Here is a 22,734-nt window from a genome sequence, read left to right as displayed (position 1 = left end):
CTATCAAGCTTCGCGCAGGACCGTCAGCGGGCTGGCGTTGAGCGCGCGACGGGTGCCTATCAATCCGGCTCCGCCCACCAGCAGTGCGCCCACCAGCGGCAACAGCAGCAGCCAGGGATGGGGTTGCCAGTGCAGGTCGAAGGCAAAGCGGTAGAGCAGGGCGCTGACCAGCTCGCAGCCGAGGGCGGCGAGCAGACCGCTGCAGGCACCGAGCAGGGCGAATTCGGCACGACGGGCGCTCAGCAACAGCCGGCGTTCTGCGCCCAGGGCGCGGAGCAGCGCGCCCTGGCGGATACGTTCGTCGAGGGTGGACTGGAGTCCGGCGAAGAGCACAGCCAGTCCGGCGGCGAGCACGAACAGCAGGACGAACTCCACCGCCAGGGTGACCTGGGCGAGGATGCTGCGCAGCTGCGCCAGGATCGCTTCGACCTGCAGCAGCGTGACCGCCGGGAAGGCGCGGGACAGTTCCACCAGCTCCCGGTCGTGGCGCGGCGGCAGATAGAAGCTGGTGAGGTAGGTGACGGGCAGGTCGGCCAGGGTGTCCGGGGCGAAGATCATGTAGAAGTTCGGCTGGAAGCTGTCCCAGTCCACCTCACGCAGGCTGGTCACCTGGGCGTCGCGCTGCAGGCCGCCGACACTGAAGCCGAGCTTGTCGCCCAGCTTGAGGCCGAGGCTTTCGGCGAGCTTGGTTTCCACCGAGACACCGGGCAGCCCGGATTTCGGCAGGTCGCTCCACCAGTGGCCGGCCACCAGGCGGTTGTCGCTTGGCAGCTGGGCCGACCAGGTCAGGCTGAGGTCGCGCTGCACGGCGCGTTCGCCCTGGGAGTCCTTGCTCACCAGTTGCCGCACCGCCTCGCCGTTGATGGTGGTGAGGCGGCCGGGCACCACCGGGTACAGCGGCGTGGGATGGGGCGAAAGACTGGCCAGGCGGCTGGCGAAGGCGTCCTTTTCGGCGGGCAGTACATTCAGGGCGAAATGGTTAGGCGCGTTCTCCGGCAGCTGGTTCTGCCAGGTGTCCAGCAGCTCGCCACGGAGCAGGGCGATCAGCGCCATGGCCAGGAGGATCAGGCCGAACGCCAGGGATTGCCCGGCCGCCGCCAGGGGGTGGCGCAGCAGTTGGCCGAGGCCCAGGCGCCAGGGCAGTGTGGCGCCGGCAAGGAGCCGGCGCAGGGCTTTGAGACCCGACAGCAGCAGACCGCCCAGCACCACGGCGGCGATCAGACCGCCGCCGAGCAGGGCGAGGGTCAGTTTCAGGTCCAGGCTCAGGCGCCACATGATCAGGCCCAGCGCCAGCAGCGCGGCGCCATACACCAGCCAGGCGCTGGGCGGCAGCGGCAGCAGGTCGCGGCGCAACACCCGCAGCGGCGGTACCCGTCCCAGCGCGGCCAGGGGCGGCAGGGCGAAGCCGGCGAGGGCGAGCAGGCCGGTGGCGATGCCGGCGAGCGCTGGCACCAGCCCGCCCGTGGGGATCACCGCGGGCAGCAAGCCGCCCAGCAGTTGGAACAGAACCGTCTGGGCCAGCCAGCCGAGCAGGGCGCCGAGGGTGCTGGCGAGCAGTCCTAGCAGCGCCAGTTGCAGGCCGAAGAGCAGCAGGGTTTCGCGGCGGGACAGGCCAAGGCAGCGCAGCAGGGCGCTGGCGTCATAGCGGCGGGCGGCGAAGCGTGCGGCGGAAAGGGCCACGGCGACGCCGGCGAGCAGCACCGCGGCAAGGCTGGCCAGGTTCAGGTAGCGTTCGGCGCGGCCCAGCGCGCCGCCGATTTGCCGATTGCCCTGGCGGGCGTCTTCCAGGCGCTGGTTGGCGGCCAGGCCCGGCTCGACCGCGGCGCGGTAGCGGCTGAGAGTTTCGTTCGGTCCGCTCCAGAGCTCGCGGTAGCGCACCCGGCTGCCGGGCTGCACTATGCCCGTGGCCTCCAGGTCGTCCAGGTTCATCATTACCCGTGGGGTCAGGCTGTAGAAGTCGCCGGCGCGGTCGGGCTCGTAGGTCAGTACGCGGGTGAGGCGCAGGGTCTTCTGCCCCACGTCGATGCTGTCGCCGGGTTTCAGCCCGAGGGTGGCGAACAGGCGTGCCTCGGCCCAGGCCTCGCCGGCCTTGGGGCCGCTGCCGGCTTGTTCGTCGCCATAGGGTTGCGCCGCGCTCCTGAGTTCGCCGCGCAGCGGATAGGCCGCGTCGGTGGCCTTGACGCTGGCCAGCTGAATGCCACTGTCGGCGGCGATTACGCTGGAGAATTCCACCGCGCGGGCATGCTTCAGCCCAAGGCGCAGGCCGCTGTCGACCTGTTCGGCATTGGCCGGGGAGGAGCCACTGAGCAGCAGGTCGGCGCCGAGGAATTCCGTGGCGCGCAGCAACATGGCGGCATTCAGCCGGGCGCTGAAATAGCCGATGGCGCTGCTGGCGGCGACGGCCACCAGCAGGGAGAAGAACAGCACCCGCAGTTCGCCGCCGTGGGCATCCCGCAGCAGTTGGCGGGCGGCCATGGACAGCAGCCGGACGATGGGCAGGCGCCGCATCAGGGCTCCACCTGGTCGACCAGGCGGCCGCCCTCGAGGCGGATCAGGCGTCGGCAGCGGTGTGCCAGGCGCTCGTCGTGGGTCACCAGCACCAGGGTGGTGCCGCGCTCCTGGTTGAGCTGGAACAGCAGGTCGCTGATGCGCTCGCCGGTGTGGCTGTCGAGGTTGCCGGTGGGCTCGTCGGCGAAGAGCACGTCGGGCTCGGCGGCGAAAGCTCGGGCGATGGCCACGCGCTGCTGTTCACCGCCGGAGAGCTGGCGCGGGTAATGGCTGAGACGTTGGCCCAGGCCGACCCGGTCGAGCAGGTGGCGCGCGTGGGCGCGGGCGTCCCGCTGGCCTTCCAGCTCCAGCGGCAGCATGACGTTCTCCAGGGCGTTGAGGTTGTCGAGCAACTGGAACGACTGGAAGACGAAGCCGACGTGCTCCGCGCGAACCCGTGCGCGCTCGTCTTCGTCGAGGTTGGACAGGCTGCGGCCGGCCAGGCTCACGTCGCCGTTACTGGGCAGGTCGAGGCCGGCGAGCAGGCCGAGTAGGGTGGATTTGCCTGAGCCCGAGCTGCCGACTATGGCCAGGCTGTCGCCCTTGGCGAGGCTGAAGGAGAGATCGTGAAGGATGGTCAGCTCGCCTTCCGCGCTGGGAACCACTTTGCTAAGGTTCCGCGCATCGAGAATGCTTGCGCTCATGGAGATTCCAATGCGTGCCTGGTTGTTGGGCGGATGCCTGTCCCTGATGCTGCTGGCGCAGCAGGCCATGGCGGGGACCTTGCTGGTCGTCGGCGATAGTATCAGCGCTGCTCTTGGGCTGGAAACCAGCCAGGGCTGGGTCTCGCTGCTGGAAAAACGCCTTGCCGAGAAGGGATACCAGCAGCGGGTGGTGAACGCCTCCATCAGCGGCGACACCAGTGCTGGCGGGCTTGCCAGGCTTCCCGCCCTGCTCGCCGAACACAAGCCGGAACTGGTGATCATCGAGCTTGGCGGCAACGATGGTCTGCGTGGTCAGCCCCCTGCGCAATTGCAACAGAATCTTGCCGGCATGATCGACAGCGCCCGGGGTCAGGGCGCTACGGTGCTCCTGCTCGGCATGCGCCTGCCGCCCAACTATGGCGCCCGCTACACCACGGCCTTCGCCAACGTCTATAGCACCCTGGCGACAGAGAAGCAGGTGCCGTTGGTGCCGTTCTTTCTGGAGGGGGTGGGTGGGGTGCCGGACATGATGCAGCCCGATGGCATCCATCCCCAGGCCAAGGCCCAGCCGCGGCTGCTCGACAACCTCTGGCCGACCCTCGAACCCATGCTCTGACGCTTTTCCCGAGGCCCGCTTTCGGCTAATGTTGCGCACCCTCCCTGGAGTCCTCCATGCCGCGCACCGCCTGGTCCCTGTTTGGCTACAAAGTGATAGAGCCCGACGAGCAACTCGACCTGTTCGCTTGCCGCGAAGTGCGCTTGCACCTGGTAGTGCGCCAGCTCGAGTTGGGCGGCTTCGCCGACCGGACCCTGTGCGGTGGCCTGCTGCCAGCGCAGCCGCGCTGGAGTAATCTGGAGCAAGGTCTTTTGCGTGACCGGCGCCTGTGCTCCAACTGCCGCTCCACCCTGGAGTCGCAGCGCCATGGGCAGCACTCGGTCTGGTCGGAAGCCTGAGGGCTCCCGGCAGGGCCCGCGCCAGTGTAGAATTCCGAGTCTTTTATTCAGTCAATTTGCCAAGGATTCCCGGATGTTGCCGCGCTTTCCAGCCGTCGCCCGCTCCCTGTCATTAGCGTCCCTGCTGGTGGCAGGCCCCGTCGCAGCCCTGGAGCTGCCTCTGCCCCCGCCCGGCGAAGACATCGTCGGCCAGGTTCAGGTGATCAAGGCCAACTACGAAGACACCTTCGCCGACATCGGCGTCGCCCATGACCTGGGCTACCTGGAAATGGTCGCCGCCAACCCCGGTGTCGACCCCTGGCTGCCGGGTGCCGGCACCGAGATTATCCTGCCGACCCGTTATATCCTGCCGCCGGGCCCGCGCGAAGGCATTGTGATCAACCTCGCCGAGTACCGCATGTACTACTACCCGAAAGGGCAGAACGTCGTGCATACCTATCCGCTCGGTATCGGCCGTGAAGGCTGGGGTTCACCCATCGCGGCCACCACCATCACCGCCAAGTTTCCCAATCCGGCCTGGTACCCGCCCAAGTCCATCCGCGAAGAGCACGCCGCCGACGGCGATCCGCTGCCCACCATGGTGCCGCCGGGTCCGGACAACCCGCTGGGTCCGTTCAAGTTCAAGCTGGGCGTGCCGGGCTACCTGATCCACGGCTCGAACAAAAAGTTCGGCATCGGCATGCGCGTCAGCCACGGCTGCTTCCGCATGCTCAACAACAACGTGCTGGCGCTGGCGGCCATGGCCCCGGTGGGTACCCCGGTGCACATCATGAACGAGCCCTACAAGTTCGGCGTGAGTGGCGGCAAGGTCTACCTGGAAGCCCACGCGCCACTGGACGATAATGGCGACCCGTCGGTGGTGGACAAGCACACCGCGGTGATCAACGCACTGCTCAAGCGTGAGGAGCTGGTCAACACCATCCGCCTGGACTGGGACGTGGTGCGTGAAGTGGTTGCCGCCGAAGACGGACTGCCGGTGGAAATCGCCGAGCCCAATTCGGCGGTGGCGGCCAGCACGCCGAACACCGAACTCTAAGCAGCGCCGGGTTCCAGGAAAAGCCCGCTGAGCGCCATGCGCCAGCGGGCTTTTCTTTTGCCTGTCTTTCGGCACTCCCTGCAAGTTGCAGCGCCGATCGAGCTAACGCAGTCGGCCAACTCGTGGAAGAGGGCGGAGAGAAATCGCGGGCAATAAAAAAGCCGACCCAGCAAGCTGGATCGGCTCGATAGCCTGGAAGGCTATTACTTGCGGCTGGCTTTTTCCAGCATGCGCAGGGCGCGCTCGTTAGCCTCGTCAGCGGTCTGCTGGGCTTTCTGAGCTGCGGCCAGAGCTTCGTCAGCCTTGCGGTAGGCTTCGTCAGCACGGGCTTGAGCGCGAGCAGCTGCATCTTCAGTTGCAGTCAGACGGGCTTCAGTTTCTTTGGATACGCTGCTGCAACCGGTGGCCAGAACTGCGGCCAGAGCCAGAGCAGAGAATTTCAGAACGTTGTTCATCGTGTTCCCCTTAAGGTGGACATTTCCATAAAGCAATTCCCCGAGCTTGGGAAATTAGCCGGCGTACATACTACCCATAACTTGTAGTAAGTAAACTGACCTTGTGCAAGGCAAGCACATTTTTTTCAGCTTGCCGGCTAGTTCACGAGCAAACAGCGAGGTCGCTGGTCAAAAAACAGCCAGTCTGACTGTTCTTTGATCAGTCGAAACTGCAAGTGTAGGCCCGTGCCAGCGCCGTGGCGGGATTCTGCTCCATATTCTGACAAGCGTTGCTGAGCCGGGTTGGCAAGGATAGTGTCGGTGCGGTAATTCGTCATAAAAGTGGAACTTTCTTCAGAGAACCGAGAAATATCTTCGCCTATACAAAGAGCTGCCATGGTTGTGCCAGCAGGGCGCTGATAAGCTTGCGCCGCTTCCGATATCCGTAGCGAAGCGCAGACTTCAAGGACGTCACTATGTCGAAGATTCTCAAGTGGGGATTGCTGTCGGTTCTGGCCGTGGGCCTGATCATCAAGTTGTCGCTCTGGTGGTCGGTCAGATCCATCATGGACGATGCGATCAGCAAGTTGTCGCCGGTGATGGATATCACTTACGGCGGCATAACTTCTTCCTTCGATGGCCGGGTCGGTCTCGAGAACCTGCAACTTCGAGTACCGGCGATGGGCGATAGCCTGCAGGTGCGGCAGGCCGAACTGAAGTTCAAGAGCCTGGGCGAACTCCTCAGCTTCAAGGAGCGCCTGGCCGAGGGCAAGTTCCCCGAGCAGATGTCGGTCAGCCTGAAGGGCGTCGCCCTGGAAGTACACGGCCCCTTCATGCAGCAGCTATATGACACCCCGGCCGAGCGCAGTGTCTTCACTTCGATGAGCGAGGTGGCTTGCGGCCCGGTGCGTAACATTGGCACCAGCGAGTTGCTGGAGATGGGCTACCGCACCCTGGAGACGGACGCGGAGTTCTCTTACCTGTTCCAGCCGGGTGCGCAGAAGCTCAGCCTGAACCTCACGTCCGATACCCGGGACATGGGCGAGGTGCGCCTCAGCCTGTCCTTGTCTAACATGTCGGAGAAACCGGGTGACCTGCGGGCCAATCCGCCGCACCTGTCCAGCGTGATCTTCGAACTGAACGACAACCAATATCAGCGCAAGCTCCAGCAGTTCTGCGCCGGCAAGCTCGGGCAGTCTGCCGATGCCTATCTGCAGACTGCGATGCAGCGGTTCGATAGCGTGTTGCGCAGCCAACGGATCGCACTGGGCCAGCCGATGCTCGACGCCTACGGCCGTTACCTGAAGGATCCGCAGTCATTGCGGGTGGAGCTGACGCCGAGCGAAGGCATGGCCTGGGACGGTCTGCAGTTCTTCGACGCCAAGGATGTGGTGGCCATGCTGAAGCCGGCAGTGCTGGTGAACCAGGAGCTGGTGCAACCGGTCGAATTCGCCTGGGTCGACCCGGCGGCGCGCAACGAACCGGCGGCGCTGGAGAAGATCACCGCGGCGCAAGAGAATGAGGAAGCTGTACGTGCCGTGCAGCAGTATGAGTTCGTCAATGTTGCCGACCTGCCGAGCTATGCCGGCAAACGGCTGCAGTTCATCACCTTCGATGGCGCCTATTACCAGGGTGTATTACACAAGGTGGAGAGCGGGAAGGCCTATCTCAGCGTCCAATTCGGTTCAGGCACGGCTGAGATGTTCCTTCGGCTGGAAAAGATAGATAAGGTACGGGTAAGGTTTTAAGGCCCACTGAGGAGAAGTGATGAGCGAGGCATTGTCCATCCACCATGACCAGGCAGGTCATCAGTTCGAGACCACCGTGGACGGTCATCGTGCATACCTGGCCTATATGGACTTGGGTAAACAGACGTTGGACATCTATCGCACCTTCGTGCCGAATGTCCTGCGCGGTCGCGGAATCGCCGCGAAGCTGACCGAAACCGCGCTGGAATACGCCGAAGATCATGGCTACACCGTGATCCCATCCTGCTCGTACGTGGAACGCTACATCGAGCGTCGCCAGCGTCAGGTCCAGCGCAACGGCTGAGACGGGGCGCAAAGAAAAACGCCGGGCAATCGCCCGGCGTTTTCGTTTCTGCGTCTGCTTCAGCCGCGCTGGCGCTTGGGCAGGACGTCCTTGAGTTTGGCGTGCATGCTGCGCAGGGCTTTCTCGGTGGTGTCCCAGTCGATGCAGGCATCGGTGACGGACACGCCGTACTTCAGCTGGTCGAGGTCCTTCGGGATCGACTGGCTGCCCCAGCCCAGGTGGCTTTCCACCATCAGGCCGACGATGGAGTTGTTGCCTTCCAGGATCTGGTTGGCGACGTTGTCCATGACCAGCGGCTGCAGGGCCGGGTCCTTGTTGGAGTTGGCGTGGCTGCAGTCGACCATGATGTTCGGGCGGATGCCCGCCTTTGTCAGTTCCTGCTCGCAAATGGCAACGCTGACCGAATCGTAGTTGGGCTTGCCATTGCCGCCGCGCAGCACCACGTGGCCATAGGCGTTGCCCTTGGTGGTGACGATAGAGACGCCGCCTTCCTGGTTGATACCGAGGAAACGGTGCGGGCTGGAAACCGACTGCAGGGCGTTGATCGCCACGGTCAGGCTGCCGTCTGTGCCGTTCTTGAAGCCGACCGCGGAGGACAGGCCGGACGCCATTTCGCGGTGGGTCTGGGATTCGGTGGTGCGGGCGCCGATGGCCGACCAGCTGATCAGGTCCTGCAGGTACTGCGGGGAGATCGGGTCCAGCGCTTCGGTGGCGGTGGGCAGGCCTTTTTCGGCCAGGTCGCGCAGCAACTGGCGGCCGATGTGCAGGCCGTCCTGGATCTTGAAGGAGTCGTCCAGGTAGGGGTCGTTGATCAGGCCTTTCCAGCCGACGGTGGTGCGCGGCTTCTCGAAGTACACGCGCATGACCAGGACGAGAGTGTCGGACAGCTCGGCGGCCAGGCCCTTGAGGCGGTCGGCATACTCGTGGGCGGCCTTGATGTCGTGGATGGAGCAAGGGCCCACGACCACGAACAGGCGATGGTCCTTGCCATCGAGGATGTTGCGGACCACCTGGCGACCGTTGACTACGGTGCCCAGGGCTTCATCGGTCAGGGGAATCTCGCGTTTCAACTGCTCCGGCGTGATCAGGGTCTCGTTGGAGGCAACGTTAAGGTCGTCGATCTGTAAATCAGCCATCGTGCTTTTCATCGGTCAGGGTCGTCAGGTCACGGGTGCCGGCCGCCAGCGATCCCCGTACGGCGGAGAGCACAGCAGTAATAACGCGGCGGGGTGGGGAACCTTAACGCTTTCCACGCGGCCTCGACAATGGCGAATGCGCGCGCCGGACGGGGAATTTGCATGATTTCAGACGGGGGCGAAGTCCGCCGCGTGCAGGGCGATCCATTCCTGCGCCACCGCCTCCGGAGCCAGAGCGTGGCCAATGGCCTCCTCGCGCTGCTTGCGGTACTGCTCGATCAGGCAGATCTGCTCCACCATCCGTGCGCGGAACATGTTCTCCTCATCGGTGAAGGCCACGCCGATCATGTAGTCCTCGGCCTCCTTGCGGCACCAGGCGACCGTCCCGGAGAAGCGCGCCTGCTCTCCCAGCAGGGGAATGCACAACTCTATGGCGGTGCCGCGGCGAAAGGCCCGCACGGAGTTGCACGCAACCCCACCCAGGCTGATATCGTGCAGCCGCTGCAGGGGCATATGCCTGCCCTTGCGCGGAACCAGCTCCACGGGCATCTCCGTGGGGTGACGCAGGAACTGACGCATGACCGCGAACTCCCGATGCCAGGAAATCGGCATCGCACAAGACACTATAGTGGCCGAGCTGGAGCTGACCGACTTCGACGCCGATCACCGCCTGCTCGACCTGCAGGGCACATCCCTGGTGGTATTCACTAGCACGGGCTGTGCCAGCTGCCGCTGGGCCCGCCAGCATCTGCCGGGCGCCGCGCTGCCAGTGGAACGATTGTGCTGGATAGATGCCGGCAATAATGGTGGGCTGGTCCAGCGTTATGAGGTATTTCACCTGCCTGCGTTATTCGTGGTCCGCAATGGCCGTTTCCATGGCGCGCTGCATTCCAGCCTGCGGCGCGACGATCTGATTCAAGCCCTGGACCGGGCACTGGCCCGGCCAGCAGAGGAGCTTCCCTAGATGAGTTCAAGCAAACCGCGCATCGGCATCATCGGCACCGGCGCCATCGGCGGCTTTTATGGCGTGATGCTGGCCCGTGCCGGCTTCGATGTGCATTTCCTGCTGCGCAGCGAGTTCGACGCCGTGGCCGCCCGTGGCCTGCAGCTGAACAGTATGGTTCATGGCGCCCAGGCGCTGTTCCCGGTGCAGGCCTATCGTGAGGCCGTCGAGATGCCGCCCTGCGACTGGCTGCTGGTGGGCGCCAAGACCACCAGCAACGCCGCCCTGGCGCCGGTCATCGCCCAGGCCGCGGCGCCGGGCGCCAAGGTGGTGCTGCTGCAGAACGGCCTGGCCGTGGAGGACGGGCTGCGTCCGCTGCTGCCCGACTCCCTGCACCTGCTCGGCGGCCTCTGCTACATCTGCGTGCACCGATCGGCGCCCGGGGTCATCGAGCACCAGTCCCTGGGCGCGGTGAACCTCGGTTACCACTCCGGGCCGGCTCGCGACGACGCGGAGCGCCAGGCGCTGGCAGAGGAGGGCTCGGCCCTGTTCAAGGCCGCCGGTATCGACTCGGCGGCCATGGCCAACCTGGAGCAGGCGCGCTGGCAAAAGCTGGTCTGGAACGTGCCCTACAACGGCTTGTCGGTGCTGCTGAATGCCGGCACTACTGCGCTGATGGGCAATCCGGATAGCCGCGAGCTGATCCAGGCGATCATGCAGGAAGTGGTGGACGCCGCCACCGCCTGCGGCCACCGCATCCCGGAAAACTTCGCCGCCAAGCTGCTGAGCTCCACCGACCGCATGCCCGACTACCTGCCGAGCATGTACCACGACTTCGTGCAGAAGCGTCCGCTGGAACTCGGGGCCATCTACGAAGCGCCACTCGCTGCGGCTGCTGCGGCTGGCTTCGAGATGCCGCGCATCCGCGCGCTCTACCAGGCGCTACGCTTCATCGATGCACGCAACCAAGACTGAGGCGGGACTAAATGGGCGCAGGACTGGGTGACAAGCTGGTACTGGCGATTTCGTCGCGGGCGCTGTTCGACCTGGACGAGAGCCACAGGGTCTATGAGGCGGAAGGCATCGAGGCCTACCGCCAGTACCAGATCGACCACGAGGACGAGGTGCTGGCCCCCGGCGATGCCTATCCCCTGGTGGAAAAGCTGCTGCGCCTGAACGAGGCGCTGGACCAGCCGCGGGTGGAAGTCATCCTGGTCTCGCGCAACAGCGCCGACACCGGCCTGCGCGCCTTCAACTCCATCCAGCACTACGGCCTGGGCATCTCCCGCGCGGCCTTTGTCGGCGGCCGCAGCCCGGAGCCCTACCTGCGCGCCTTCGGCTGTCATCTCTTCCTTTCCACTCATGCCGAGGATGTGCGCCGGGCGCTGCAGAGCGGCTATGCCGCCGCGACCATCCTCTCCGGCGGGCCGCGTCGGGCGGCGAGCAATGAGCTGCGCATCGCCTTCGACGGCGACGCCGTGCTCTTCTCCGACCACTCCGAGCGCATCTACCAGAGCGGCGGCCTCGAAGCCTTCCAGGCCCACGAGCGCGATTCCGCTCGCGAACCGCTGGACGGCGGCCCCTTCAAGCCCTTCCTGTCGGCCCTCAACAGGCTGCAGCAGGAGTTCCCGCCGGATGCCTGCCCGATCCGCACGGCGCTGGTCACCGCACGTTCCGCGCCGGCCCACGAGCGGGTCATCCGCACCCTGCGCGACTGGGATATCCGCCTGGACGAGTCCTTCTTCCTCGGCGGGCTGGAAAAGGCCGCCATTCTCGAGACCTTCGGCGCCGACGTGTTCTTCGACGACCAGGCTGGGCACTGCGAAAAAGCCCGCGACGTGGTGGCCACCGGGCACGTTCCCCATGGTGTGAGCAACGAGCCACAGTTCTGACTAAGCTCATTTGAGGCCAGCCAAGCATGGCGGTAGGAGGCCTCATGATCCGCTCCATTCTGTATGCCACGGACCTCGGTCTCTATGCTCCCTATGTATTGCAACACGCCCTTTCCCTCGCCCGGGCCTTCAACGCCCAGCTTTATGTGGTGCACGCGGTCGAGCCCCTCGGCCTGTTCGCCGAGTCGGTGCTGCAGACCTACCTTGATGACGACACGCTGAAGGAGCTGCGCGCCAAGGGCCTTGGCACCGTCATGTCGAGCATCGAACAGCGAGTGCTGGAAGGCTTTCGCGACGAGATGGGCGAAGCTCTCCATGACCTCGACATGATCCGCGCCGTGCGCGTGGTTCAGGGAGATCCACCGCTGGTCATCCTGGAAGAAGTGCAGAAACTCTCGGTGGACCTGCTCGTGGTGGGGAGCCACAGCCATGGCACATCGCTGGACACCCCGCTCGGCCGGACGGCGGCGCGTCTGGTGCAGTTGTCGGAAGTGCCGGTGTACCTGGTCCCCATGCTCCAGCATCGCGGACGTGGCGACTTCTGATCGCCGCTGGTCGTGCCACGTGCAAAGCAGAAAAAAACGTCTAGTTTTATTCAGCAAACCATTAATATGGTTATAAACGCCGTCGACCTCCTGCGGCGTCATTGCTTTGAGGATTGCCTATGAAGCTCCAGCAATTGCGCTACATCTGGGAAGTGGCGCACCACGACCTGAACGTGTCCGCCACTGCACAAAGTCTCTACACCTCGCAGCCGGGCATCAGCAAGCAGATCCGCCTGCTGGAAGACGAACTCGGCGTCGAAGTTTTCGCCCGTAGCGGCAAGCACCTCACTCGCGTGACGCCGGCCGGGGAGCGCATCATCACCACGGCTGGGGAAATCCTGCGCAAGGTCGAAAGCATCAAGCAGATCGCCCAGGAGTTCTCCAACGAGAAGAAGGGCACCCTCTCCATCGCCACCACCCACACCCAGGCGCGCTACGCACTGCCACCGGTGATTGGCGGCTTCATCAAGCAGTACCCGGACGTCTCCCTGCACATGCACCAGGGCACGCCGATGCAGATCGCCGAGATGGCCGCCGACGGCACCGTCGATTTCGCCATCGCCACCGAGGCCCTGGAGCTGTTCGGCGACCTGGTGATGATGCCCTGCTACCGCTGGAACCGCTGCGTGATCGTGCCCCAGGGGCACCCCCTGGCCAAGCTGCCGAAGCTGACCCTCGAAGCCCTGGCCGAACACCCGATTGTGACCTATGTCTTCGGTTTCACCGGCCGCTCCAAACTGGACGAAGCCTTCAGCCATCGAGGCCTGACGCCGAAAGTGGTGTTCACCGCCGCCGACGCCGACGTGATCAAGACCTATGTGCGCCTGGGGCTGGGCGTGGGCATCGTGGCCAAGATGGCAGTGGACGCCAAGCTCGACAGCGACCTCGTGGTGCTGGATGCCAGCGAGCTGTTCGAGGCCAGCGTGACCAAGATCGGTTTCCGCCGCGGCACCTTCCTCCGCGGTTTCATGTGCGACTTCATCGAGAAATTCGCCCCGCACCTGACCCGCGACGTCCAGGCCAAGGCCGTGCAGTGCCACAACAAGGCGGAACTGGACGAGCTCTTTCATGGTGTTGAACTGCCCACGTACTGAGTGCGGTTTGCATAGGAAAGCCCGGCGATTGCCGGGCTTTTTCATTGGGGCCGTTCATAGGATGGGCGGGCGGCGGTCCGCGAGCGGAGCGTTATCCATAGCTCAGGGCTGATGGGATCGCGTTTCGCGGTCCTGCGCACATTCGCTGGGCTTCGCGTAGCTCAGCCACAACCTACGGGGCATACCGGCGCGTCGAAGATTGGTCTGAGTTCGACGAAGCCCCCCGATATCCGTGCCCAGGCGTCAGCTAGAGCCTGTCCAGTCCATCGAGGTTGGCCAGATCCTTGAGTCCTTCGACTTCCTCGGCGCTGGCAGCCGGAGCGGGCGAGGGCGATTGCAGCACCTCGTGGAGAAAGGCGAGGAAGACGGTGTAGACCTGCTCCCGCCCATCGTCATGGCGCACCACGAAGAAGGGTGCGGTATCCACGCCGTAGTGTTGCGCGGCCATCCAGCCGGCGCTGGCCGGGTTGCGCTCGTCGGCCACCAGGATGCGGTCGATCCGTCCTAGGTGGCCGCCGCGCTCCAGGCGCTCCATCACATCCCGGCACTTGCGGCAGTCCTGGCCGTCGGCCAGGACCTTCTTCACCAGGGTGATGCGCATGGCCTCAGGCCTTGCTGATCAGGTTGCCGGCGTGCAGCCCGCATTCCTTCTGGGTGGCTTCCTCCCACCACCAGCGGCCTTCGCGCTCGTGCTGGTTCGGCAGCACTGGGCGGGTGCAGGGCTCGCAGCCGATGCTGACGAAACCGCGCTCGTGCAGCGGGTTGTAGGGAATCTCCAGCATGCGGATATAGGCCCAGACTTCCTCGCTGGTCATCTGCGCCAGGGGGTTGAACTTGTACAGCGGCTTGTCCGGCGTGGAGAAGGCGCCGTCCACTTCCAGCACGGCGACCTGGGAGCGGGTGCCCGGGCTCTGGTCGCGGCGCTGGCCGGTGGCCCAGGCCTTGACCGTGGACAGTTTGCGCCGCAGCGGTTCGATCTTGCGGATGCCGCAGCACTCGCCATGGCCGTCCTTGTAGAAGCTGAACAGGCCCTTTTCCTTGACCAGGGGCTCCAGCAGGCGCGGGTCCGGCGACAGCACCTCGATGGCGATGCCGTAGTGCTCGCGGACCTGCTCGATGAAACGGTAGGTCTCGGGATGCAGGCGGCCGGTGTCGAGGCTGAAGACCTTGACGTTCTTGTTCAGTTTCCAGGCCATGTCCACCAGCACCACGTCCTCGGCGCCGCTGAAGGAGATCCACAGCTCGTCGCCGAAATGCTCGAACGCGAGCTTGAGGATGTCCTGGGGGGACTTGCTGGCGTAGGCCGTCGCCAGTTCGGTGACGTCGAAGGGGTGGCTCATCAGGCAGGCTTCCTATTATGGGATGGCGCTGGGCGCGCTCTATGGCGCGCATCTTAACAAAGGGGAGTTATGCCACTAAATAACCATCAGGAAGTAGCGCTGCCATATTCGGCTATAAGGGCCGCGTTGCGCCGCCAGGGGCGAGCGGATAGAGTGCCGCCTCCAATCAAAAATGCCATGCGGGGAAACTGCTCGTGGAAATCGCCTGTCTCGACCTTGAAGGTGTACTGGTTCCGGAAATCTGGATTGCCTTCGCGGAAAAAACCGGAATCGAAGCGCTCAAGGCGACCACCCGTGACATCCCGGACTACGACGTCCTGATGAAACAGCGCCTGCGCATCCTCGACGAACATGGCCTGAAGCTTTCCGACATCCAGGAAGTGATCGCCACGCTCAAGCCGCTGGAAGGCGCCGTCGAGTTCGTCGACTGGCTGCGTGAGCGCTTCCAGGTGGTCATCCTCTCCGACACCTTCTACGAGTTCTCCCAGCCGCTGATGCGCCAGCTGGGCTTCCCGACGCTGCTCTGCCACCGTCTGATCACCGACGAGACCGATCGTGTCGTCGGCTACCAGCTGCGCCAGAAGGACCCCAAGCGCCAGTCCGTGATCGCCTTCAAGAGCCTCTACTACCGCGTGATCGCGGCCGGCGACTCCTACAACGACACCACCATGCTCAGCGAAGCCCACGCCGGCATCCTCTTCCATGCCCCGGAAAACGTGATTCGCGAGTTCCCACAGTTCCCGGCGGTGCACACCTACGAAGACCTCAAGCGCGAGTTCATCAAGGCCTCCGACCGCCAGCTGAGCCTCTGAGTCACCGCCCATGAAAAAGCCCGCGAAAGCGGGCTTTTTCGTTTCTGGGGGAAGGGTGAGGGGGCAATCCTGTGGGGGCGATTTCAATCGCTAAACAGACCGCAGGTCTGTCCAGCAGAGTCTCCACGGGGGCAGCTGAGCTGCCCTTAGCGAATGAATTCGCCCCCACAAAAGAGGAAACCGCTCAATTCTCAAGACCCTCCAGCGTCTCCATCAACACCTTCACCTTGGTGATGGATTCCCGGTACTCCTCCTGCCAGTCGGAGTCGGCGACTATGCCGCCGCCGCCCCAGCAGCTGGCCTGGCCATCCTTCACCAGCACGGTGCGGATGGCGATGGAGCTGTCCAGTTCGCCACGCACGTCCAGATAGAGCAGGGAGCCGCAGTAGATCGAACGGCGGGTCGGTTCCAGCTCATCGATGATCTGCATGGCGCGGATCTTCGGGGCGCCGGTGATGGAGCCGCCGGGGAAGCTGCCGGTGATCAGGTCCAGGGCGTCCTTGTCCGCGGCCAGGCGGCCGGTGATGGCGCTGACCAGGTGGTGCACGTTGGGGTAGCTCTCCAGGGCGAAGAGCTCAGGCACCCGCACCGAACCTATGGCGCAGCTGCGTCCCAGGTCGTTGCGCAGGAGATCGACGATCATCAGGTTTTCGGCGCGGTCCTTGCGGCTGGCCAGCAGTTCATCCGCCTGGGCGCGGTCTTCCTCCGGCGTGCCCCCGCGTGGCCGGGTGCCCTTGATCGGGCGGGTTTCCACCTGCCCCTGGCTGACCTTGATGAAGCGCTCCGGCGACAGGCTGAGGATCGCGCCACCACCGGCCAGCGCCTGGTAGCCGGCGAAGGGTGTCGGGCAGGCAGTGCGCAGGGCCTGGTAGGCCGTCCAGGGGTCGCCCTCGCAGGGTGCCTGGAAGCGCTGGGTGAAGTTCACCTGATAGCAGTCGCCGGCCTGGATATAGGTTTGTACCCGCTCGATCGCCTTTCGGTAGGTGCTTTCCGCCAGGTTGGCGGCAAAGGGGGCTCGCAGGCGGAAGGGGCCGGCGGGCGCGCTGCCGGGCTCATTGAACAGGGCGATCAGGCGCTGCCGCTCCCCTTCGTCCAGGCTCGGGTGGAACACCAGCTGACTGGTGCGCGCCTGATGGTCGCTGATCAGCGCCCAGGCATAGAGGCCGAGCTGCGCATCCGGCAATTGCAGGTCGTCGATGGCCTGCTCCGGCAGGTGCTCCACGCGGCGACCGAAGTCATAGGCCAGGTAACCGATGAGTCCGCCGACGAACGGTAGCTCGATTCCAGCAGGCAACTCGGCCTTGCCAAGCCCTGCCAGAGCCTCCCGAAGGCGCTGGGCGAAGTCGTTGGCCGATTCGCCCGGCTCCGCCGCAAACGCTGCCAATGGCCAGGCGCTGAATAGGTCATAGCGTCCACGGTTGGCGACCGGGCGGCCGGCATCCAGCAACACGGCGCCGGGCGCCTGGCGGAGCAGGGCGAAGCGTTCGCCGGGAGATTCGTGGTAGGGCAGGGCGTGCAGATGGCAGTCAGGCATAGGGGGACGCGGGCAGGATGCAAGCGCGGATTCTAGTCTGCCGGCAGTGTTGATCCTAGAGCCATTTCCGAAGTTTACTGAGGAAAAGCATTCTGATAATTATGGATAAATCCCACGGAGATGTACCTCCGTTCCACAACGATAACGACATAGGGATTCAGGCAGTGGACGCAGTTCTCAACCCCGCAGCCGGTAGCCGTCAGCGCTCCAAACTCGTAACCCCCCAGGCATCAGCCGATTACTTGCCCAGGCCCCAGGTCCAGGCCGCACTGGCCGCCCATCCCCATGCTCGTCTTCTGCTGTTCTCGGCCCCGGCCGGATTCGGCAAGACCACCGCCCTGGCGGCCCTGGCCGAACAGCGCCGTGCCGCCGGCAGCGCCGTCGCCTGGTTCTCCCTGGAAGCCGAGGACGACGACCCGGCGCGCTTCTTCCAGCAACTGATCAAGACCCTCGGCGAAGCCGTGCCCGGATTGGGCGACTACGCCCGGGGTTACCTGCAGAACACCATGCAGGTGCCGGTCAACGCCGTGCTGGAAAGCCTGCTGGTGGATCTTGCCCGGCACAGCGGCCCGCTCCTGCTGGTGCTGGACGACCTGCACCTGATCAAGGACCCGGAACTCTACGCCGCCCTCGGCCGGCTGGTGCGCCTGGCCCCGGCCAGCTTCAGCCTGGCGGTCGGCAGCCGTTCGTTGCCGCCGCTCAGCCTGGCCACCCTACGGGCCAAGGGCTGGCTGCTGGAGATCGGCCTCGACGAGCTGCGCCTTTCCGCCGAAGAAACCCGTGACTACCTGGCCCGCTCCGGCCTGCAACTGGATGATGCTGTATTGGCGGCGCTGCACAGCCATACCGAAGGGTGGGCGATTGGGGTGCAGTTGGCGAGCCTCTGGTTGCGCCACCAGCCCCAGGCCGCCGAGCAGATGGAACGCCTGGGCTGCGACCAGGCCACGGTCGGCCAGTACCTGCTGGCGAGCGTCTTCGAACAATTGCCCGCCGAACTGCAGGACGCCCTGCTGGCGCTCGGCATCGCCAGCCAGCTCAGCGGCGACCTGGCCAATGCCCTGATCGGCCGCCACGACGGCCAGGCCTTGTTGGAGCAGTTGGAAACCATGCAGCTGTTCCTCCTGCCGCTCGACCGTGAGCGCCAGTGGTACCGCTTCCACCACTTGTTCGCCGACTTCCTCCGCGGCCGCCTCAAGGCCAGCGACCCGGAGCGCCTCAAGCAGCTGCACTTCAACGCCAGCCTGTGGTTCACCAACCACCACATGCAGAACCTCGCCATCGAGCACGCAAGCCTCGCCGAAGACCCGGAGATGCTCGCCGCCCTGGTGGACGGCTGCGGCCTGGACCTGATCAACCGCGGCCAGCTGAACAAGATCTACCGCTGGCGGCAGAAGGTGCCGGACGAGATCGCCGAGCGTTACCCGACCCTGATACTGGCCGATGTCTGGAACCGCGCTACGGAAATGGCCCTGCCGGAAGCCAACCGGATGCTCGACGAGCTGCTGGAGCGCTGGGGCGGGGCCCGTGCCGAAACCCAACTGAGCGACAAGTACCTGGCCACCCTGGCGGTCAAGGCCGCCATCGCCCTGCAGAAGGACGACCTGGACCTCTGCGTGACCATCGCCCGCCGGGTGGAGGCCCAGCTCGGCCGCAACCAGGCCTTCCTCGAAGTGGCCATCCTGGTGATCGGCGCCATGGCCCAGGTGGCCCTTGTCCAGCCGGGGCAAGCCCGACGCCTGCTGGCCCTGGCCCAGCAGCGCAACCACTTTCTCGAAGGCCGCTACCTGGACATGCAACTGGCCAACGTGGAAATCCTCCTGGCGCTGGAGCAGGGGCAGGTCAAGCAGGCGCAGAAGCTCTATGAGCAGATGCGCGCCCAGGTCATGCCTGCACTCGGCGAGAAGTCCCGGGCCATGGCGCTGCCGGTGATAGTCGAATCCCTGATCGCCTACCAGCAGGGCCGCCTCGCCGGCCTGGAAGAACGCCTGGCCGCCGCCCTGACCCATATCGACGTCATCCGTCCCATCGACATCTACGCCCGGGGCATGCTCTTCCTCGCGCGCATCCAGCGCATGCACGACAAGCCCAAGGAAGCCCAGGCCACCCTGGTGCTGATGCAGAATCTCGCCGCGCGCAACCAGTCCTGGCGCTACTACGCGCGGGCGGTGGCCGACGAGATATCGCTGATCCTCCAGGAACCGGGCGCCGATCGCGTCAAGCGCGCCGAGCAGCGTTTCAAGGGCGTGGACTGGAACAAGCTGGCCGGAGGTGGCAGCCAGCACGGCGCCAACTCGGCGCTCTGGGTGCAGGGCTTGATCCGCGTGCGTCTGCAGCAGGCCCGCGGCCATTTCAGCGAAGCGCTGCACGAGATCAGCCAGTTGCGCGGCAAGCTGCAACCCAACTGGCACGGCCTGCTGCGTCTGCGCCTCGACCTGCTGGCGGCCCTCAGCTACCAGCGCCTGGGCTACCAGGAGCGGGCCCAGAGCCTGCTGGTGCAGTGCCTGCTCAGCGCCGAGCGCGAAGGGGTGCGCAGCCTCTTCATCGAAGAGGGCGACGCCATTCGCCAGTTGCTCCAGCAACTGGAGGCGGCCGAGCGGCAGCCGGCGTTGCAGGGTTTCATCCGCGACCTGCTGGCGGCCTGGCCGGGGCAGGACGCGCGCAAGTCCCAGGATGTGCTCGAGGAAGGCCTCACCGACCGCGAGCGCGAGGTGGTCTGCCTCGCCGCCAAGGGGCTGTCCAACGAAGAGATAGGTCACCAGCTCGCCCTGGCGCTGGGGACCGTGAAGTGGCACCTGCACAACATCTACGAAAAGCTCAAGGTACGTAACCGGACCCAGGCGATCCGGCGTGCCCGCGAGCTGGGGCTGCTCGAACCATGACCGATCTCTGCCTGTCCCGTCCGCACCAGATTCCCTTGCTGCGCACCAAACTGTTCCCGGCCGATGCAGGGGGCCGCCCGCTGCTGCCGCGCCGCGCCCTGATCGAGCGCCTGCTCGCCGCCCGTGACCGCCGCGTGCTGATCCTCAGCGCCCCGGCCGGCTTCGGCAAGAGCACGGTGCTCAGTCTGTTCCGCCAGCACCTGCAGGCCGAGGGCGCGCACGTCGCCTGGCTGTCCTGCGACGAGGCCGACAGCGAGCCGCAGCGCCTGCTGCAGTACCTGGTGGCCGCGGTGGATGCGGCCCTGCCGGGGTTCGGCGGGAATACCGTGGGGCTGTTGCAGGGCGATGTGAACTGGCCCATCGAAGCCGTGATCGATGCCTTCGTCGGCGACCTCAAGCGCATCGAGGGCGAGCTCTACCTGATGCTCGACGACTTCCACCGCATCCGCCATGTCGCCCTGGACCAGGGCGCGCGCTACCTGATCGAGAACCTGCCGCCGCGGGTGCACCTGGTCAGCAGCACGCGCTACACCCCCCGTCTGCTGTTCAGCGAGGCCGAGTCGCTGCTGTTCAAGGCCGAAGACCTGCGTCTGACCCTGGAGGAAGCCGAAGCCTACTTCCGCGAGGTCCGCCAGTTGCAGCTGTCCGCTGGCGAGATTCGCCAGTTGCACACCCGTACCGAGGGCTGGATCACCGCCCTGCACCTGGCCAGCCTGGCGCTGGCGCGACATCCCGACCGCGCGGCGTTCCTCGCCAGCCTCAGCGGCACCGAGCGCGACATCGCCGACTACCTGACCGAGGACGTGCTCGACAGCCTGCCGCAACCGCTGCAGCAGTTCCTCGAGCAGACCTCGGTGCTGGACGAGTTTTGCGCCGACCTGTGCAATGCCCTGACCGGCCGCCGCGATGGCCTCGACATGCTGATGCGCCTGCAGCGCGAGCAGCTCTTTGTCATTCCCCTGGACGAGCAGGGCGACTGGTTCCGTTACCACCACCTGTTCGCCGAATTCCTCCAGGGTCGGTTGCTGCGCCGGACCGACGCGACGCCGCTGCTGCATGCCGCCGCGCGCTGGTGCGAAGGCCGCGACCTGCCGGACCGTGCCATCAAGTACGCCCTGCGCGGCCGCGACTTTGCCTTCGCCGCCGAGCTGCTGGAGCGCCAGGGCGCGCGGCTGATCGCCGGCAACCGGGTCTACGGCATCCTCTCCATGCTCAAGGCGGTACCGGCCGAGGTTATCCGCGAGCATCCGGTGTTCCAGATCTTCTATGCCTGGCAGCTGGCCTTCGAGCAGCGCTTCGCTGAGTCCGAGGCGCTGATCGAGGAAGTCAATACGCGCCTCCTGCAGGGACGCGGCAAAGTGATCCATTTCGGCCTCGGCGAACTGCTGGCCGCGTCCCAGGTGCTCAAGGCGCTGGTGATGCTCTACCAGGACAAGCTGGAGGCCTGCCTCAAGGTCGCCCGCCAGTGGCTCGGCATGGTGCCGGACAGCCAGCCGGTGTTCCGTGCCAGCCTGGCCTGCGTGCAGGCCGCGGCCTATGCGCTGATGGGCGAATTCGGCGAAGCGGCCAAGGCCATAGCCGTGGCCCGCGACAACCTCAAGCTGGTGGACAGCGAATACCTGCACGTAATGACCAGCCTGATCGAGGCGCTGATCTGCAAGGAAAGCGGCGAGCTGGAGCGCGGCCGTGCCATCGCCGAAACCGCGCGGGCGCGGGTCGAGCGGGTGTTCGGCCGGCGCAGCCGGGTGGGCGGGCCCTTGGCCCTGGCCTATGCCGACCTGCTCTACGAACAGGATCGCCACGCGGCGATTCTCGCCGAGCTGCCCTTGGCCACCACCTGGCGCGATGTGGCGACGCCGGTAGAGCTGATCAGCCGCGGCCAGCTGGTGATGGCGCGGGCGCGCTTCTTCGCCGGCGAGCCGGAGCAGGCCCTGGCCCAGCTCGACGAATGGTTGGCTGGCTTGCAGGGTGCCGGCTACGAACGGGTGTTCGCCCATGGCATGGCCTGCAAGGTGCAGTTCCTGCTCTGGCTGCGGCGGCCCAACGAGGCCGAGCGCATCTGCCTGCAATTGCAGCAGCACCTGGCCGTGTTGCCGCTGGCGCGCTACGCCGATGCCCATACCGCCTTGGCCCTGACCGAAGCCCACCTGGCCCTCAGCGAGCGGCGCCCGGAGCGGGCCCAGGCCAGTCTGGAAAACTGCCTGGCGCGACAGCAGGACGAGCATCAACGCGACCGGCGGCTACGCCTGTCGCTGTTACTTTCTGTGGCGTATTGGCGCAGAGGTAACAGCGAGAAAGCCTTCGCCTTGTTCCAGAACACCCTGGAAGAAGCCTGGAACCGTGGTTACCGCCGGCTGTTCCAGGACGACGCACTTTGGCTGCTGCCGTTTTGGGACGCCTGGCGCGCCGCCGAGCCGAAGCGCGCCAGCGCCTGGCAGGGGGTGGCCGAAAGCCTTCGCGAACAGTGCCGCCGGCTCTCGGTTGATCCGGATACTTTCGATGAAAATCAAGACGTTAGCCATCGTGAGCGGGAGATCCTGCGCTATGTCGCAGCCGGTCTTTCCAACCGCGATATCGCCCAGGCGGTGCACCTGTCGGAAGCCACCATCAAGTGGCACCTGCACAACCTGTTCGCCAAGCTCGGCGTGCGCAGCCGCACCCAGGCGGTACTGAAAGGGAAGAGCCTGGGTCTTCTGAGTGAGGCCTGAGGTGGGGTGACCCCGCTGGCCTCCATCCCTTGGATGGGCTGGCAGGCGGGGAGGGGGTCAGTAGCTTTGTTCCCAGGTCGAGAAGCCCGGTGCTTCACGAATCCTCGCCGGATGCGCCTAGGGAAGCAGTGTCCGGCCTGGAGATCGGCGTCAGCCGGTCCGACTGCCACTGACAGGAGTCGAC

At 65.4% G+C, this 22,734-nt stretch carries 21 protein-coding genes; 13 read left to right on the top strand and 8 right to left on the bottom strand.

Annotated features, from left to right (window positions below; genetic code table 11):
* Nucleotides 1–3: 3 nt before the first annotated feature.
* Both E8F12_RS10170 and E8F12_RS10165 read right to left on the bottom strand, forming a co-directional pair.
* Nucleotides 4–2,508 (bottom strand): FtsX-like permease family protein, encoded by a 2,505-nt coding sequence (locus E8F12_RS10170; RefSeq protein WP_280325114.1) that lies wholly within the window; start codon nucleotides 2,506–2,508, stop codon nucleotides 4–6.
* Nucleotides 2,508–3,191, bottom strand: a complete 684-nt coding sequence (locus E8F12_RS10165) for an ABC transporter ATP-binding protein (protein WP_280325113.1) — start codon at nucleotides 3,189–3,191, stop codon at nucleotides 2,508–2,510. Before E8F12_RS10165 ends, E8F12_RS10170 begins: the two co-directional genes overlap by 1 nt.
* Nucleotides 3,192–3,201: 10 nt before the next feature.
* Here E8F12_RS10165 and E8F12_RS10160 point away from each other — a divergent pair, with 10 nt between their 5' ends.
* From E8F12_RS10160 to E8F12_RS10150, 3 genes are all read left to right on the top strand, one after another.
* Complete coding sequence (locus tag E8F12_RS10160) at nucleotides 3,202–3,807, top strand: arylesterase (RefSeq protein ID WP_280325112.1); 606 nt, start codon at nucleotides 3,202–3,204, stop codon at nucleotides 3,805–3,807.
* A gap of 56 nt (nucleotides 3,808–3,863) precedes the next feature.
* Complete coding sequence (locus tag E8F12_RS10155; RefSeq protein WP_280288647.1) at nucleotides 3,864–4,145, top strand: hypothetical protein; 282 nt, start codon at nucleotides 3,864–3,866, stop codon at nucleotides 4,143–4,145.
* A gap of 73 nt (nucleotides 4,146–4,218) precedes the next feature.
* Entirely contained in the window at nucleotides 4,219–5,181 is a 963-nt protein-coding gene (locus E8F12_RS10150; RefSeq protein ID WP_280325111.1) for a L,D-transpeptidase family protein, read from the top strand.
* A 203-nt stretch (nucleotides 5,182–5,384) separates the two neighbouring features.
* Here E8F12_RS10150 and oprI read toward each other — a convergent pair whose 3' ends face one another.
* Nucleotides 5,385–5,636 carry an outer membrane lipoprotei OprI gene (oprI, locus tag E8F12_RS10145; RefSeq protein WP_003448337.1) on the bottom strand — a complete coding sequence of 84 codons (252 nt, stop codon included), beginning with the start codon at nucleotides 5,634–5,636 and terminating at the stop codon, nucleotides 5,385–5,387.
* 455 nt (nucleotides 5,637–6,091) lie between these two features.
* Here oprI and E8F12_RS10140 point away from each other — a divergent pair, with 455 nt between their 5' ends.
* Nucleotides 6,092–7,363, top strand: a complete 1,272-nt coding sequence (locus E8F12_RS10140; protein ID WP_280325110.1) for a hypothetical protein — start codon at nucleotides 6,092–6,094, stop codon at nucleotides 7,361–7,363.
* A gap of 19 nt (nucleotides 7,364–7,382) precedes the next feature.
* Complete coding sequence (locus E8F12_RS10135; protein ID WP_280286926.1) at nucleotides 7,383–7,667, top strand: GNAT family N-acetyltransferase; 285 nt, start codon at nucleotides 7,383–7,385, stop codon at nucleotides 7,665–7,667.
* Between the two features lie 59 nt (nucleotides 7,668–7,726).
* Here E8F12_RS10135 and E8F12_RS10130 read toward each other — a convergent pair whose 3' ends face one another.
* On the bottom strand, nucleotides 7,727–8,803 hold the full coding sequence (locus E8F12_RS10130) for a 3-deoxy-7-phosphoheptulonate synthase (protein WP_280325109.1): 1,077 nt from the start codon (nucleotides 8,801–8,803) through the stop codon (nucleotides 7,727–7,729).
* 168 nt (nucleotides 8,804–8,971) lie between these two features.
* Entirely contained in the window at nucleotides 8,972–9,382 is a 411-nt protein-coding gene (locus E8F12_RS10125) for a PilZ domain-containing protein (RefSeq protein WP_280325108.1), read from the bottom strand.
* On the opposite strand from E8F12_RS10125, the gene E8F12_RS10120 reads away from it, so the two are divergent.
* The 5 genes from E8F12_RS10120 to cysB all read left to right on the top strand — a co-directional run bounded on the left by E8F12_RS10120 (nucleotide 9,381) and on the right by cysB (nucleotide 13,277).
* Nucleotides 9,381–9,767 carry a thioredoxin family protein gene (locus E8F12_RS10120; RefSeq protein WP_280325107.1) on the top strand — a complete coding sequence of 129 codons (387 nt, stop codon included), beginning with the start codon at nucleotides 9,381–9,383 and terminating at the stop codon, nucleotides 9,765–9,767. The two genes, E8F12_RS10125 and E8F12_RS10120, sit on opposite strands and share 2 nt — an antisense overlap.
* Nucleotides 9,768–10,721 (top strand): putative 2-dehydropantoate 2-reductase, encoded by a 954-nt coding sequence (locus tag E8F12_RS10115; protein WP_280325106.1) that lies wholly within the window; start codon nucleotides 9,768–9,770, stop codon nucleotides 10,719–10,721.
* Nucleotides 10,722–10,732: 11 nt separating this feature from the next.
* The gene (locus E8F12_RS10110) at nucleotides 10,733–11,638 is read left to right on the top strand and encodes a 5'-nucleotidase (protein WP_280286931.1); all 906 of its coding nucleotides are present in this window, start codon (nucleotides 10,733–10,735) and stop codon (nucleotides 11,636–11,638) included.
* A 44-nt stretch (nucleotides 11,639–11,682) separates the two neighbouring features.
* The gene (locus E8F12_RS10105) at nucleotides 11,683–12,183 is read left to right on the top strand and encodes a universal stress protein (protein WP_280325105.1); all 501 of its coding nucleotides are present in this window, start codon (nucleotides 11,683–11,685) and stop codon (nucleotides 12,181–12,183) included.
* 119 nt (nucleotides 12,184–12,302) lie between these two features.
* Complete coding sequence (cysB, locus tag E8F12_RS10100; RefSeq protein ID WP_280286933.1) at nucleotides 12,303–13,277, top strand: HTH-type transcriptional regulator CysB; 975 nt, start codon at nucleotides 12,303–12,305, stop codon at nucleotides 13,275–13,277.
* A gap of 247 nt (nucleotides 13,278–13,524) precedes the next feature.
* Here the strand turns inward: cysB and E8F12_RS10095 are convergent, their stop codons facing one another.
* Together E8F12_RS10095 and E8F12_RS10090 are read right to left on the bottom strand one after the other, a co-directional pair.
* A complete protein-coding gene (locus E8F12_RS10095; protein WP_280325104.1) occupies nucleotides 13,525–13,878 on the bottom strand; it encodes a hypothetical protein in 354 nt (117 codons plus the stop codon).
* Between the two features lie 4 nt (nucleotides 13,879–13,882).
* The gene (locus tag E8F12_RS10090) at nucleotides 13,883–14,617 is read right to left on the bottom strand and encodes a phosphoadenylyl-sulfate reductase (protein ID WP_280325103.1); all 735 of its coding nucleotides are present in this window, start codon (nucleotides 14,615–14,617) and stop codon (nucleotides 13,883–13,885) included.
* Between the two features lie 194 nt (nucleotides 14,618–14,811).
* Between E8F12_RS10090 and thrH the strand changes: the two genes are divergently transcribed.
* Entirely contained in the window at nucleotides 14,812–15,429 is a 618-nt protein-coding gene (thrH, locus tag E8F12_RS10085) for a bifunctional phosphoserine phosphatase/homoserine phosphotransferase ThrH (protein ID WP_280325102.1), read from the top strand.
* 184 nt (nucleotides 15,430–15,613) lie between these two features.
* Here the strand turns inward: thrH and pabB are convergent, their stop codons facing one another.
* The gene (gene pabB, locus E8F12_RS10080) at nucleotides 15,614–16,963 is read right to left on the bottom strand and encodes an aminodeoxychorismate synthase component I (protein ID WP_280325101.1); all 1,350 of its coding nucleotides are present in this window, start codon (nucleotides 16,961–16,963) and stop codon (nucleotides 15,614–15,616) included.
* Nucleotides 16,964–17,127: 164 nt separating this feature from the next.
* On the opposite strand from pabB, the gene E8F12_RS10075 reads away from it, so the two are divergent.
* Both E8F12_RS10075 and E8F12_RS10070 read left to right on the top strand, forming a co-directional pair.
* Complete coding sequence (locus E8F12_RS10075; protein WP_280325100.1) at nucleotides 17,128–19,842, top strand: LuxR C-terminal-related transcriptional regulator; 2,715 nt, start codon at nucleotides 17,128–17,130, stop codon at nucleotides 19,840–19,842.
* On the top strand, nucleotides 19,839–22,550 hold the full coding sequence (locus tag E8F12_RS10070) for a LuxR C-terminal-related transcriptional regulator (RefSeq protein ID WP_280325099.1): 2,712 nt from the start codon (nucleotides 19,839–19,841) through the stop codon (nucleotides 22,548–22,550). Before E8F12_RS10075 ends, E8F12_RS10070 begins: the two co-directional genes overlap by 4 nt.
* Nucleotides 22,551–22,734: the final 184 nt, after the last annotated feature.

Source organism: Pseudomonas sp. BN102 (assembly GCF_029871245.1).
Lineage (GTDB): Bacteria > Pseudomonadota > Gammaproteobacteria > Pseudomonadales > Pseudomonadaceae > Metapseudomonas.
This window is presented reverse-complemented; position numbering and strand designations above follow the sequence as displayed.

What these genes read in the sequence shown, in the direction of transcription:
- E8F12_RS10170 (WP_280325114.1), bottom strand. Translation starts at nt 2,508, where the DNA reads ATGCGGCGCCTGCCCATCGTCCGGCTGCTGTCCATGGCCGCCCGCCAA.
- E8F12_RS10165 (WP_280325113.1), bottom strand. Translation starts at nt 3,191, where the DNA reads ATGAGCGCAAGCATTCTCGATGCGCGGAACCTTAGCAAAGTGGTTCCC.
- E8F12_RS10160 (WP_280325112.1), top strand. Translation starts at nt 3,202, where the DNA reads ATGCGTGCCTGGTTGTTGGGCGGATGCCTGTCCCTGATGCTGCTGGCG.
- E8F12_RS10155 (WP_280288647.1), top strand. Translation starts at nt 3,864, where the DNA reads ATGCCGCGCACCGCCTGGTCCCTGTTTGGCTACAAAGTGATAGAGCCC.
- E8F12_RS10150 (WP_280325111.1), top strand. Translation starts at nt 4,219, where the DNA reads ATGTTGCCGCGCTTTCCAGCCGTCGCCCGCTCCCTGTCATTAGCGTCC.
- oprI (WP_003448337.1), bottom strand. Translation starts at nt 5,636, where the DNA reads ATGAACAACGTTCTGAAATTCTCTGCTCTGGCTCTGGCCGCAGTTCTG.
- E8F12_RS10140 (WP_280325110.1), top strand. Translation starts at nt 6,092, where the DNA reads ATGTCGAAGATTCTCAAGTGGGGATTGCTGTCGGTTCTGGCCGTGGGC.
- E8F12_RS10135 (WP_280286926.1), top strand. Translation starts at nt 7,383, where the DNA reads ATGAGCGAGGCATTGTCCATCCACCATGACCAGGCAGGTCATCAGTTC.
- E8F12_RS10130 (WP_280325109.1), bottom strand. Translation starts at nt 8,803, where the DNA reads ATGGCTGATTTACAGATCGACGACCTTAACGTTGCCTCCAACGAGACC.
- E8F12_RS10120 (WP_280325107.1), top strand. Translation starts at nt 9,381, where the DNA reads ATGACCGCGAACTCCCGATGCCAGGAAATCGGCATCGCACAAGACACT.
- E8F12_RS10125 (WP_280325108.1), bottom strand. Translation starts at nt 9,382, where the DNA reads ATGCGTCAGTTCCTGCGTCACCCCACGGAGATGCCCGTGGAGCTGGTT.
- E8F12_RS10115 (WP_280325106.1), top strand. Translation starts at nt 9,768, where the DNA reads ATGAGTTCAAGCAAACCGCGCATCGGCATCATCGGCACCGGCGCCATC.
- E8F12_RS10110 (WP_280286931.1), top strand. Translation starts at nt 10,733, where the DNA reads ATGGGCGCAGGACTGGGTGACAAGCTGGTACTGGCGATTTCGTCGCGG.
- E8F12_RS10105 (WP_280325105.1), top strand. Translation starts at nt 11,683, where the DNA reads ATGATCCGCTCCATTCTGTATGCCACGGACCTCGGTCTCTATGCTCCC.
- cysB (WP_280286933.1), top strand. Translation starts at nt 12,303, where the DNA reads ATGAAGCTCCAGCAATTGCGCTACATCTGGGAAGTGGCGCACCACGAC.
- E8F12_RS10095 (WP_280325104.1), bottom strand. Translation starts at nt 13,878, where the DNA reads ATGCGCATCACCCTGGTGAAGAAGGTCCTGGCCGACGGCCAGGACTGC.
- E8F12_RS10090 (WP_280325103.1), bottom strand. Translation starts at nt 14,617, where the DNA reads ATGAGCCACCCCTTCGACGTCACCGAACTGGCGACGGCCTACGCCAGC.
- pabB (WP_280325101.1), bottom strand. Translation starts at nt 16,963, where the DNA reads ATGCCTGACTGCCATCTGCACGCCCTGCCCTACCACGAATCTCCCGGC.
- E8F12_RS10070 (WP_280325099.1), top strand. Translation starts at nt 19,839, where the DNA reads ATGACCGATCTCTGCCTGTCCCGTCCGCACCAGATTCCCTTGCTGCGC.